This is a genomic window from Sinorhizobium sp. NG07B, assembly GCF_002532005.1.
Taxonomy (GTDB): Bacteria; Pseudomonadota; Alphaproteobacteria; order Rhizobiales; family Rhizobiaceae; genus Sinorhizobium; species Sinorhizobium fredii_C.
This window is the reverse complement of sequence record NZ_NWTD01000001.1, coordinates 1,203,844-1,216,417: the sequence shown is the minus strand read 5'-3', so window position 1 is coordinate 1,216,417 and position 12,574 is coordinate 1,203,844. Positions and strand designations below refer to the sequence as shown.

General features: G+C 64.1%; 9 protein-coding genes and 1 pseudogene. 5 read left to right on the top strand and 5 right to left on the bottom strand.

Annotated features, from left to right (window positions below; genetic code table 11):
• Positions 1 to 54: 54 nt before the first annotated feature.
• The 3 genes from CO664_RS05865 to CO664_RS05855 all read left to right on the top strand — a co-directional run bounded on the left by CO664_RS05865 (position 55) and on the right by CO664_RS05855 (position 2,542).
• Entirely contained in the window at positions 55 to 630 is a 576-nt protein-coding gene (locus CO664_RS05865; protein ID WP_037423322.1) for a TetR family transcriptional regulator, read from the top strand.
• Between the two features lie 107 nt (positions 631 to 737).
• Positions 738 to 1,412 (top strand): glutathione S-transferase family protein, encoded by a 675-nt coding sequence (locus CO664_RS05860; RefSeq protein WP_037423343.1) that lies wholly within the window; start codon positions 738 to 740, stop codon positions 1,410 to 1,412.
• A gap of 80 nt (positions 1,413 to 1,492) precedes the next feature.
• Positions 1,493 to 2,542, top strand: coding sequence for an aldo/keto reductase (locus tag CO664_RS05855; protein WP_097538141.1), 1,050 nt, complete (start codon positions 1,493 to 1,495; stop codon positions 2,540 to 2,542).
• Positions 2,543 to 2,801: 259 nt separating this feature from the next.
• Here CO664_RS05855 and CO664_RS05845 read toward each other — a convergent pair whose 3' ends face one another.
• From CO664_RS05845 to CO664_RS05825, 5 genes are all read right to left on the bottom strand, one after another.
• Positions 2,802 to 4,769: an acyltransferase family protein gene (locus CO664_RS05845; protein ID WP_097538140.1), complete on the bottom strand. Its 1,968-nt coding sequence runs from the start codon at positions 4,767 to 4,769 to the stop codon at positions 2,802 to 2,804.
• Between the two features lie 437 nt (positions 4,770 to 5,206).
• Positions 5,207 to 6,433: a PLP-dependent aminotransferase family protein gene (locus CO664_RS05840; protein WP_097538139.1), complete on the bottom strand. Its 1,227-nt coding sequence runs from the start codon at positions 6,431 to 6,433 to the stop codon at positions 5,207 to 5,209.
• A gap of 125 nt (positions 6,434 to 6,558) precedes the next feature.
• A complete protein-coding gene (locus CO664_RS05835) occupies positions 6,559 to 7,749 on the bottom strand; it encodes an ABC transporter substrate-binding protein (RefSeq protein ID WP_097538138.1) in 1,191 nt (396 codons plus the stop codon).
• 88 nt (positions 7,750 to 7,837) lie between these two features.
• Entirely contained in the window at positions 7,838 to 9,577 is a 1,740-nt protein-coding gene (locus tag CO664_RS05830; RefSeq protein ID WP_272939090.1) for an adenylate/guanylate cyclase domain-containing protein, read from the bottom strand.
• A gap of 168 nt (positions 9,578 to 9,745) precedes the next feature.
• Positions 9,746 to 10,669, bottom strand: coding sequence for an adenylate/guanylate cyclase domain-containing protein (locus CO664_RS05825; RefSeq protein ID WP_097538137.1), 924 nt, complete (start codon positions 10,667 to 10,669; stop codon positions 9,746 to 9,748).
• 219 nt (positions 10,670 to 10,888) lie between these two features.
• On the opposite strand from CO664_RS05825, the gene CO664_RS05820 reads away from it, so the two are divergent.
• Positions 10,889 to 11,491 (top strand): class I SAM-dependent methyltransferase, encoded by a 603-nt coding sequence (locus CO664_RS05820; RefSeq protein ID WP_097538136.1) that lies wholly within the window; start codon positions 10,889 to 10,891, stop codon positions 11,489 to 11,491.
• A 69-nt stretch (positions 11,492 to 11,560) separates the two neighbouring features.
• Positions 11,561 to 12,394: pseudogene (locus CO664_RS30585) on the top strand (aldo/keto reductase); the annotation flags it as partial.
• Between the last annotated feature and the right edge of the window lie 180 nt (positions 12,395 to 12,574).

Genomic DNA, 12,574 nt, shown 5'->3' with positions numbered 1-12,574 from the left:
TCGGCACACACATATATATATAAACGCTTATTCGGTTATAAATGAAGGTCAAAAATGCCACGCCCCAAAACTCTGCCAAACGAAGAGGTGCTCGACGCGGCCCTCAACCTCATGCGCAAGGAGGGGCCGGATGCCCTCACCTTCGCGGCCCTCTCGGCCGCCTGCGGCCTTTCCCCCTCGACCCTGGTGCAGCGTTTCGTAACCAAATCAGGCCTCATCCAGGCGGCCTTGCTGCAGGCCTGGGACCGGCTTGACCGGCTGACGGCGGAGCTGGCAGCCGCCGCGCCGAAGACCCCGGCGGGCGCCGTCGCCCTGCTCATTGGGCTCTCCGGCGACTACGGCGGCATCGAAAGCTACGCGGACGATCTCCTGATCCTCCGCGAGGACCTGCGCGACCCGCTGCTGCGCGCCCGCGGCGCGGCTTGGCGCGACGTGCTTTCCGCGGCGCTCGACGAGCGTTTCGCGCGTGTTCCGGCCGCCCCCACCGGCATCGGCCTGATGATGGCCGCCCAATGGCAGGGCGCGCTCCTCTGGTGGAGCTTCGATCCGCGCATGCCGGTCACCGATTTCGTCAAGCAAAGCCTCGAGCACTTCGTCGCGGCTTTCACGGTGGAGCGGGAAACGCATTGAGCTGACGATGGCCTTCACGGCGGATGAATCGCGAAGACTCCCCTTTTCTCTTCGCGCTGGCGCGCTATACTGATTGCGAAACGCAACCAATCATTATAGGCACGCCCATGGCTCTCACTCTCTATCTCCACCCGCTCGCCTCCTTCTGCCACAAGGTGCTGATCGCGCTCTATGAGGCCGGAACGCCCTTCGAGGCGCGGATCGTCGATCTCATGGACCCGCAGGAGAATGCCCGCTACCTCGAGGTCTGGCCGGTCGGCAAGATCCCGGTGCTGCACGATGGCGCTGAGAACCGGATCGTGCCGGAAACCTCGGTCATCATCGAATATCTCGATCGCCATTATCCCGGCAAAGAACCGCTGATCCCGCGCGACGAGACGCTGGCGCTCGAGGCGCGGCTGTGGGACCGCTTCTTCGATCTCTACATCCACGTCCCGATGCAGAAGATCGTCACCGACACGCTGCGCGCTTCCGGTGAGAACGACCGTCGCGGTGTCGCCGACGCCCGCGCGTCGCTCGCAACCGCCTATGATCTGGCCGAACGCCATCTCACCGACCGGCGCTTTGCCGTCGGCGAGGCCTTCACCATCGCCGATTGCGCCGCCGCACCCGCGCTCTTCTATGCCGGCATCGTCGAGCCCTTCAGCGGCACGCATCCGAATCTTTCGGCCTATTTCGAGCGGCTGCTCGAGCGCCCTTCCTTCCAGCGCACGCTCGCCGAGGCGAGACCCTATTTCGATATGTTCCCTTACAAGGACGCGATGCCGGCACGCTTTCTTTGACCCTTTCGGCGGGACGCCGCTTGCGTTCGCGGCCATGCCGGCTACCCTCTCCGGCGACAACCACGCAAGGGAGCGAGACAATGGAATATCGTCTGCTCGGCCGCTCCGGCCTGAAAGTCTCGACCGTCACCATGGGAACGATGACCATCGGCGGCGGCGGCAAATTCGCACAGGTCGGCAGTGTCGGGGTCGAGGAGGCGCGCCGCTATGTCGACCTCTGCCTCGATGCCGGCGTCAACCTGATCGACACCGCCGATATCTATTCGACCGGCACCTGCGAGGAAATCCTAGGCGAGGTACTGGGCGGCAAGCGCAAGAACGGCGTGCTTCTCGCCACCAAGGCGCGCTTCTCCATGGGCCCGGGTCCGAATGACGGCGGCCTGTCGCGCCAGCACCTGATCAGCGCCTGCGAGGCGAGCCTCAAGCGGCTGAAGACCGACGTCATCGACCTTTACCAGGTCCACGAATGGGATGGCCAGACGCCGCTCGAGGAAACGATGGAAGCGCTCGACACGCTCGTGCGCCAGGGCAAGGTGCGCTACATCGGCTGCTCCAACTATTCCGGCTGGCACATCATGAAGGCGCTCGGCATCAGCGCGCTGGAACGCCGCCAGCGCTTCGTCAGCCAGCAGATCCACTATACGCTGGAGGCCCGCGAGGCCGAATACGAGCTGGTTCCAATCTCGATCGACCAGGGCCTCGGCATCCTCGTCTGGAGCCCGCTCGCCGGCGGCCTCCTTTCCGGAAAGCACCGCCGCGGCCAGTCACCGGAAGGCACCCGCCAGTTTGCCGGCTGGAACGAGCCGCCGATCCGCGACGAGGAACGGCTCTGGAAGATCGTCGACATGCTGGTGGCGATCGCCGCCGAGCGCAACGTCTCGCCTGCGCAGGTGGCGCTCGCCTGGCTGATCGGCCGCAAGGCGGTCACCTCGGTCATCATCGGCGGCCGCACCGAGGCGCAGTTCCGCGACAATCTCGCCGCCGCCAGCCTCAAGCTCACCGACGAGGAACGCGAACTGCTCGACGCCGTCAGCCTGCCGCCGGTCATCTATCCCTATTGGCACCAGCTCTGGACCGCCAAGGACCGGCTCGGCGCCGCCGATCTGTCGCTGCTCGGGCCGCATGTTTGAGCGGGAGCGGTGATTGCTTCTCGACTGCAGCAGTGTTGGATTACCCCTCTCTGCCCTGCCGGGCATCTCCCCCACAAGGGGGGAGATCTGCAAGCGGCAATGTGTCGCTCAACTTTCAGAGCTGAAATTCTGACGGTGCATTCGCCGACCTAGCATCATTGCGCTCACTCTCGGGCAGGTCTTCGCTTCTGGCCGATCTCCCCCCTTGTGGGGGAGATGCCCGGCAGGGCAGAGGGGGGTGCGCCTCCGAGCCATATTGTCAGCGTCCCCCGAACACCGCTCGCTCCAGGCGAGGCGCGAGCGACTCAGCGTAGGGAGTCGCGATATGGTGGCGGTCGCGGAAGGTGAGCTTGCCGTCGACGACCGCGGGGCATGTTGTCCTGTTGCAGAACAGATCAACCACATCGACATAAGACGCATGCGTCTCCACGGCGGCCTTTCTTTCCGCGGCGGGGATGGTTTCCTCCACCGCCTCGCGGCGCGGCGTGTCGCAGACGGTCGGGCTCTTCTGCTGCCACAGGGCGCGCGCCACGCATTTGTCGAGATAGGATTTGTGCACCGGCACGTCGCGCAGGAGCACGACTTCGCTGCCGGCGCGTTCTAGCGTCTCGACCGAGCGCCTGATGCCTTTCTCCCAATCCCGCACATCCATCTGGTGGCTGGATACGAAGTTGATGTCGTTCTTCACATAACTCGACGAATATTGCGAAAGGATCACCACATCCGGCTTCAGCGCCGCGATCTCGCCGAACGCCCGGCGCTTCCAGGCGTCGCATTCGTCATAGTTCCGCATCAGCACGCCGTTCCAGGTCGGCACATCCGCCGCCGGGCAGGACGACTTCAGATAGGTGACGAGCCGCCAGCCGTTCCTTTCGGCGATCTTCTTCAGCGGCGTCGACCAATGGTCGGCATGGGAGTCGCCGAGGAGGACGACGGTCTTCTTCGGCTTGGCGGCGCCGAATTCGCATGCCTTCGGCTGCACCGCTTCCCTTTCGAGCACGCAGGCCGAATCGAATTCACGCGCCGCCGATTTGCGTTCGGCGCTTTGCTGGATCTGTCGCTGCTCCCCATCGAGGCTGTAGCCGGCCAGGGCGGCGCTGCCATAGGCGAGCGTCGTGCCCGCCCCTGTAAGCAACGCGGCGAGCCCCAGCGAGCGTCCGGTCCTCGCTGCCAGCCAGCCGTTGTGGCGGATCGGATTTTCGATGAAGTGATAGCTAAAGAGCGACAGGGCGAGCGTAACCGCCAGGCACAGAAGCCGGTCGACGAGCGAAAGCTCCGGTTCGATGATGCCCGCATAGACGATGACCGGCCAGTGCCAAAGATAGAGCGAATAGGAGAGCTTTCCGATCTCCTGCAGCGGCCTAAGCGCGAGGACGGACTTCGGGCCTGCCGCTCCCTCATGGGCGCCGCTCAGGAGCAGAAGCACCGTGCCGAGAACCGGCACGAGCGCGATCGAGCCCGGAAAAGGTATTTCCTCCGTCACGGCCAGATAGGCGGTGACGATCAGAAAGAGCCCGAGCCAGCCGAGGGCAGGCGCAAAGCGAGTGCGCCGCGCCCATTGCTGCGGCAGCGCCATCGAAGCAAGCCCCCCGCAGGCAAATTCCCAGGCGCGCAGGGGCGAGAAATAGAAGGCCCAAGGCTGCGACACGGCCGTCATGTGCCAGCAGAGTGCGAAGGAGACGGCGGCGACTAGGGCGAGAAGGAAGAAAAGACCGCCCTTCCCCGGCCGCAGCCGCGCGAGGATCAGCAGCAGCGCGGGCCAGACGAGATAGAACTGCTCCTCGACCGAGAGCGACCAGAAGTGGATGAAGGGATTGTTCGAGGCGTCCGAGGCAAAGTAGTCGACCGTCCACCTAATCAGCCAGAGGTTGATCATATAGGCCGAGGCGAACAGCGATCCCTTGGAATAGAACTGCTGCTCGGACGGCGCGAGGATGAAATAACCGACGAGCAGCGTGGTCAGGATGGCGAAGAGCGAGGCCGGAAGCAGCCGGCGGGCGCGGCGGGCGTAGAAGCGCCAGAGATCGACAGTGCCGCTTCTCGCAATCTCCTGCTGCAGGTGCCTGGTGATCAGAAAGCCGGAAATGACGAAGAAGATGTCGACGCCGACGAATCCGCCCGGCAAGCTGGTCATTCCGAAGTGGAAGGCGATGACACCCGAAACTGCCAAGGCGCGCAGGCCTTCGATATCCGGACGAAAATTTCCTGAAGTCGCTGGTGTACTCATACGCACAACGCCCCGTCCTAGAGCACTTGCAGTCGGGTCATGTCACCCGACGTCGCGCAAATGCGGCAATGAACAGATGGAGCGGCGTCGCAAACGCATCCCGCTCCGGTTCCGGCCGGCCGAAGGGTATCAGCAAACCGGAAAACAAAGCTCCCTGATGCGCCGCAGCAATCTTGCTGCAGCGCGGCGGAACGGGGCGAGATACTGGTTCAGAATATGGCCTCAATAAGGGGCCGGCGGTTGAAAGGCTCGCGCAACGGCTGACGCGGGGCCTCAGAGAGGCGACGCGGCGCTTCGTTTCCGAAGGCCGCAAGGGCCGCCACGCTCATAGAATATCGAGTTACGCCAAGGACTTCAGCTGAAACCCTCGACTGAAGTAGCAGCTAAACGAGTGGCGCGCCCGGCCAAGGCCTTCATGTTTTGTGGAAAACTGCCGATCAGGCGGCTTTCGCCATCCCGCCGCGAATCAACTCGCCCAGCCGGCGGATGCCTTCGTCGATCATCCTGTCGTTGGCGCAGGAGAAGCTCAGGCGCAGAGTGTTCACACCGGAACCGTCGGCGAAGAAGGCGCGGCCGGGAACGAAGGCCACTTTCGCGCTCTGGATCGACTTGGCCAGGAGTTCGGCGCCGTCCGTGCCGTTCGGCAGCGTGACCCAGACGAACATGCCACCCTCCGGCTTGGTCCAGGTGATGCCGGCCGGCATGTATCTTTCGAGCGCCGCGAGCATCGTGTCGCGGCGGTGCTTGTAGACCTTGTGGACCTTCGCCACCTGCTCGTCGAAGCCGCGTTCGGCGACGGTGCAGATCGCCATCTGGTTGATGGTCGAGGAATGAAGGTCGGCCGCCTGCTTCAGGAGCACCAGCTTGCGGATCACCGGCTCTGCCGCGCAGACCCAGCCGACGCGCAGCCCCGGCGCCAGCGTCTTCGAAAAGCTGCCGCAATAGATCGTCCGGGCATTGTTGATGTCGCCCCTGCGGGCGATCTCCAGCGCCAGGATCGGCGGGATCGCCTCGCCGTCATAGCGCAGCGACTGGTAGGCGGCATCCTCGATCACCGGGATATCGAGTTCCTCGGCAAGGTCCAGCACCCGCTCACGGCCGGCGCGGTCGACCGTTTCGCCGGTCGGATTGGCGAAATCGGCCGAGAGATAGGCGAACTTCACCCGGCCGCCCGCCTCGGCTGCCGCCCGGATATAGGCTTGCGGCGTGCGGTTGCCGCCGGGGTTCAGCTGGTCGTAGTTCGGCTCATAGGCGTTGAAGGCCTGCAGCGCGCCAAGATAGGTCGGCCAGGTGACGAGCGCCGTATCCTTGGGCGAGAGAAACAGCTTGCCGAGATAGTCGAGCCCCTGCTGCGAGCCGGAGGTGATGAAGATGTTATCGACGGTAGCGGGAATGCCGAGCGCCGTCATCTGCTTGGCAAGCCATTCGCGCAGCGGCCGGTATCCCTCGCTGACGGAATATTGCAGGGCGGCGCTGACCGCCGGCCCGCCGAAGATCTCCGCATAGGCCTGGGCGAACTCCGCTTGCGGAAAGAGCTCGGGATCGGGAATGCCGCCGGCGAAGGAGATGATGTCCGGACGGTCGAGCAGCTTCAAAAGCTCGCGGATTTCCGAAGCCTTCATCCGGCTCGAGCGCGTTGCGAAAATGCTTTCCCAATTGAGCATGCGACCCTCCCGTCTTGCGAAGGCCGGAGATGATCACAGCGCGCGATTTATGTCAATATTGCTGACCTATATTGCGATCCCCGCCGTCGTGAGGAAGAGGGCAAATCGCCGCCGCGGCATGGCGACTATTGCGGAACGGGAGCCTGGCAGGTTCGGTTGGTATTCAAGGCGATCGGGCCGGGATCAGGCTGCGGAGGCTCACACTCAATCTTCACGCCGACGATGTCGTCCCATCCTTTTATGATGACGTCTCGCGCCCTTTCCTGTTCCTCTATGCTCGGAAAGGCCGGGTCCGAGGCGCCGCGATCACGCTCGATTTGCCGCAGCCTCTCGCGCCAATCGACAGGTATCGCACCTTTGCGCATCAGGTCCGCGCGGCGGATCGGCTCACAATGGCCCGCCAGCCAGGCAAGTTGCGCCTCGTCGGAGTAGAGGTGCTCCATCCACAGCCGGGCGGCGTTCGGATGCGGAGCAAAGGCACTGATCGCCTGGACATAGACACCGGCAATGTTGCCCGTCTTGGGTCTGACGACCTCGATCCTGGTTTTCCCCTTGAGGCGGTCGCGATCACCGAGCGCGAGATACTCCCAGCGGATGAGGATCGGTGTGCGGCCGTCTACGAGTGTGTCGGTGCTACCGACGAGCGGAACGAAGTTGCCTTTGCTGTTGAGATCGGCGAAGAACCTCAGCCCCAGCCTCGCAGCTTCTTCGACGTTTCGGTCCGTTATGGAGAGGCCCGCGGCGTAAACACCGAGGATGGCCTGGTTCGAAGCGAGGTCGCCGGCAAGCGCGACTGCGTTCCTGTAGTCAGGCGAAGCGAAATCGGCCCAATCCCGCGGCATCGTCGAGACCCGGTCCGCATTGATCTCGAAAACGAGCACCCCGTAGTAGTCGCCATACCAATGACCGTCCGCATCCTTGACGGCGTCCGGGATCGTGTCCCAGGTGGAAACCTTGTAGGGCTGCAGCAAGCCGTCTTTTTTTGCGGGTGGGCCGAAGGAGATGCCGACATCGATCACATCCGGTCTCTCTCGGCCGGCCCCGATCCCCGCCTTAATCGCCTCGATCTGTTCTTCCGATCCCGCCTGAGGCTTCAGTTCGTTGACCGCCAAACCGTATTTCGCCTTGAAACCATCGATGATGCCGCCGTAGCCGCACCAGTCGCGGGGCAAGGCAATGACGTTGAGCTGTCCTTCCTCCCTGGCGGCGGTAACCAGTTCGTCCATCGAGCCTGCGGAAGCCACTGCCGCGCATGTCAGGACCGCGAGCGCCGCAGCCGGCGCCACCAGGTTTCTCGCTCTCCACTCCCATTTCATCGCCGCGCCCTCCACGGTTCGGGCACCATTGCACCCAGTCTTACCAAACCTGCGCGGACCGCGAAAAACCGCACCTCCGCCCGCTGGCTCAACGAACGACGGCCAGCCCTGCCTTATGCAATCCATCGAGGAAGTGCTCGTACTGGGCTGGTTCTGCATACGGAGTCAGCATCCGCCAGTAGTGTGCGAGGTTGGTCGTCACGTTCGCCATGATGTCCGGAATCAGGGCACGTGCTTCCTGGTTGCGGCCAAGCTGGCCTAGGATGGCCAGCAGCACGACCCGGTTAAAGTATCCCCGGCGGAGCGAAACCCCTCGTTCCGAAGACCGCAACGCTTCGTCGTAATTGGCGAGATGGTAATGCGCGAGCGCGAGCCGATCGAGAAACAGATACGTCAGCGGATCGTGCGGGCTGAGCCTTAGTGCCGTGTGAAGGGAATCGAGCGCTTCTGCGCATTGACCAGTGTAGATCCGGGCCCATCCCAAGCCCAAATGAGCGAGCGCGAGATTCGGATTGAGGTCGACCGCGCGCTGCGCCTCGGCGACCGCCGCGTGTGCCCGCTGCCCGACAAAATGGGCAAGGCACATTGCATAGTGGGAATAGGGATCGCGATCATCCAGGGCCACAGCGCGCTCGGCCGCGGCTCGGAGCTCGGCACCATCGCGATCGACGGCGGCGCTGAAACCATGGAAACATTGTGCATATAGCGCGCGGGCAAGCATCATGTGCGCTCGACCGAAGTCTGGATCGAGAGCAATCGCCCGACGATGCCAGGCGATCGCTTCCTTGAAGTGCTCGGCGGTGTCCTGCGCGTTATGCAGCCACGTGCCGCGCATGTGGCATTCGTAGGCGTCGAGATTGTCCGTTCCGCACGACAGCGCGCGGCGGCTTTCGCCAATTAGGATTTCGGGCTCGATGGCGCCGACGATGCTCTGGGCGAGCTCGTCCTGAATGGCAAAAATGTCGCCGATCTCGCGGTCATAGCGCTGTGCCCAGAGGTGCACGCCGGTGTTCGTCTCGACAAGTTGGCCGGAGACGCGCAAGCGGGTACCCGCTTTGCGCACGCTCCCCTCCACAATGTAGCGCACGCCGAGCTCACGACCGATCTGCTTTGCGTCGATGGCGCGCCCCTTATAGGCGAACGAGGAGTTTCGAGCGACCACGAAGAACCAGCGATAAAGTGAAAGCGCCGTGATGATGTCTTCTGTCAGACCGTCGGCGAAATATTCCTGCTCCGGGTCGCCCGACATGTTGACGAAGGGAAGTACCGCAATCGACGGCTTGTCTGGTAGCGTAAGCGGGCCGCCCAGTACGGCCGCCTCGGCCGAGTCCTCCGGACGCCAATCGAGTCCGAAGACCGCCACCGGCCGGGGGATGTTCTTGAGCTTGCGGTCGCCCAGCCGGACCATTGGAGAGCCGAGCTTGCCCTCGATCTGATCGCGCAATGCGCCCGAAACGCAGATACCGCCGGGCTGTGCAACCTCCTGCAGCCGCGCCGCAACGTTGACGCCGTCGCCGAGCAGATTGGTGCCTTCCACGACGACGTCGCCGAGATGGAGGCCGATGCGGAACTCCATTCGCCGATCCGGCGCAAGATCGGCATTGCGGCGCCTCAATATCCGCTGGATCGCAACGGCGGCGCGCGCCCCTTGCACGGCGCTCTGGAACTCTGCCACGACGCTGTCGCCGGCGGATGCGAATATGCGCCCGCCGTGCTCGCCCACAAGGTCGGCGATGATGGACCCATAAGTCCGCAGCTGCTCGAGGACGCCTTCCTCGTTCGCGGCGACGAGCCGGCTGTAGCCGGCCACGTCAGCGGCAAGGATCACTGCGAGCTTGCGTTCCACGAGAAGAGCCGCTCCTGCGGCACTTGGCCAGGATGTTTCAAGGGTAGCTTAAATACGAAATCCGGAGAAGCGCGAAATGCCAGCTGGACCAAGGTGAGGTTGTGTTCCGGCGGGCCCAATCGGCGCTTCGCGAAAGCGATCTGGCATCGGTCAACGACCGACGCTGCCTCGTCCGCGCATGACCCATCGAATGGCGGCGGCGATCGCCAGGCCGAGCAGCGGCCAGCGCGCCCAAAATTCTCCGCTCCAGCTAAGAAGGTTGATCGTGACGATGGCGAGCCCGGCCACGGCGAGCGTGGCAAATCCGCGGTCCACCCGTGAGGTCCTGATCCAGAGCAATGCTGCGGCGAGCCCGATCCCGAAGAGCGGCCATACCGCCCAGAATTCGCCTCGCCACGAAAGAAGGTTTATGGCGACGACACCGGCGGCAACCATGGCGAGCACCATATAGGCCCGAGAATGTCGGCGGATGGGTGCAGCCGCGGCCGGCTGCAGCGGCTGCGGCTGCCGCCCGAAGACGGGGTCGGCCGTCGGCGCGGCCCGATGTTCCCCGGCGCCGATCCGAACCGCATAGCTCGGAACGCCGCCCTCGATGTTCTTGACCTCGAGCTGCCCGAGAAAGTCGAATCCGACCGCTACCTTGTTGCGCACCTGATCATAGACGGTGTTGGAAATGACGACGCCACCGGCGGGTGCGGATGCCTGAAGCCGGGCGGCGATGTTGACGCCGTCGCCGTAGATGTCGTTGCCTTCGGCAATCACGTCGCCGAGGTTGATGCCGATGCGAAAGAACATCCGCGCCGCGCTTGGCAGCCCGGCGTTCAGTCCGGCCAGTTCGCTCTGGACATCGACGGCCGACCTCACCGCCTCCACCACGCTCGGGAACTCGGCAATCAGCCCGTCGCCCCAGGTGTTGACGACCCGGCCCCCATGCGAGGCGATAAGACGCGCCATGGCATCGCGGTATTGCTTGAGGGTGGCCAGCGTCCCCTCTTCATCCGCCCCCATCAGGCGCGAATAGTCCTGGACGTCGGCACAGAAGATGGTTGTCAGCTTGCGACGCGTTTCGGACATGGCCCTTGATCCTCGCTCGGTCACAGCGCCAAGGCACAACCCGTAGATTGTAGACCCGTTGCACGATTCGCCACTCGAATCCAGTTCGCCTCCAGCATACAGAGTGCAGGCTGTTCCGGCGACTCCGCAGGACACCGGATGCGCAAAGGCGCCAACGCGTGGCATTATCCTCCGACATGCCCGGAACGATGTTGAAGGCCCGGCCCGCAGGAGGACGATATGACGACCATCGATGACGGCACCGCCCGGTTTTACCGCGACAGCGCCGCCGCCTATGCGCGCCGTGCCCGCCGGACGCCCGCGAGGCGGCTCGATAAGTTCCTGGCGCGGCTGAACCCTGGCGCCGCCGTGCTGGAGATCGGCTGCGGCGGTGGTCAGGACAGCGCCTATATGATCGCCCGCGGCTTCGACGTCACGCCGACGGACGGATCGCCGGAACTGGCGGCCGAGGCCGAACGCCTGCTGGGCCGGCCAGTCGACGTGATCCGCTTCGAAGAGCTCTCCTGGCGGGAGCGCTTCGACGGCATCTGGGCGGAGGCCTGCCTGCTGCATGTGCCGCGTACCACTCTCGGAGATGTACTCACCCGCCTCCTCCGGGCTCTCAAGGCCGGTGGTGTGCTGCATGCAAGTTTCAAGGGCGGCGATGGCGAGGGTCGCGACGACTTCGGCCGCTACTACAACTATCCCTCGCACGAATGGCTTCTGCGGCAGTTCGAGGAGACGGGCTGGACGGCGGTCGAAATCACCGAAGCCGACGGCGGCGGCTATGACGGCAGGCCGACGCGCTGGCTGCATGTGGCGGCCGAGAAGCCGGAGATTTGACTTCGGAAGGTCGAGGCCTAGCCAACAGGCGTTCCTCCCTCCTCTCGATCCAACACCAGCGAGACCGCCATGCACTACCGAACCCTGGGCCGCACCGGCCTGCGCATCTCCGAAATCGGCTACGGTGCCTGGGGCATCGGCAATAGCGGCTGGCAGGGCGCTAAGGACGAGGAGTCCGCGCGAGCCCTCAACCGCGCAATCGACCTCGGGCTGAACTTCATCGACACCGCCCTGGGCTACGGCGACGGCCACAGCGAAAGACTAGTCGGCAAGCTGCTGCGCGAACGGTCGGAGACCATCCACGTCGCGACAAAGATTCCGCCGAAGAACCGGATATGGCCGGCTCGACCAGGCACGCCGGTGGAGGACGGCTTTCCGGCCGATCACGTCATCGCCTTGACCGAGACAAGCCTGCGCAATCTCGGCGTCGAGACGATCGACGTACAGCAGTTCCATGTCTGGTCGGACGAGTGGGTCGGCCGCGGCGACTTGCTGGCGGCGGTCGAGCGCCTGAAGCGCGACGGCAAGATCCGCATTTTCGGCGTCTCGATCAACGACTACGAACCGCACAATGCCCTAAAGCTGATCTAAAGCGGTGTGGTCGACACTGTTCAGGTGATCTACAACGTCTTCGAGCAGGCGCCCGAAGAGCAGCTGTTTCCGGCCTGCGAACGCCACAAGGTCGGCGTCATCGTCCGCGTCGCGCTCGACGAGGGCGGCCTGACCGGTCAAATTCGTGCCGATACGGTTTTCCCGGAAGGCGATTTTCGCCAGAACTACTTCCGCGGCGAGCGCAAGCGCGACGTCGAGGAGCGCGTCCGAAAGATCGTCGAGGACCTGGAGATCGCACCCGACGGGCTCGCAGAAACGGCACTCCGCTTCGTGCTCAGCCACCCCGCCGTATCGACGGTCATTCCCGGCATGCGCTCCGTCCGCAATGTCGAGCGCAACTGCGCGATCGGCGAACGGAGGCGGGCTGCCGCAGGCACAACGCGAGAAACTGCGGGCGCACAGATGGCCGCGCAATTTCTACGGCGCCTGACGGCTCCCGGAACGGAACCGCCCGACGGCGGTTTGGCCCCT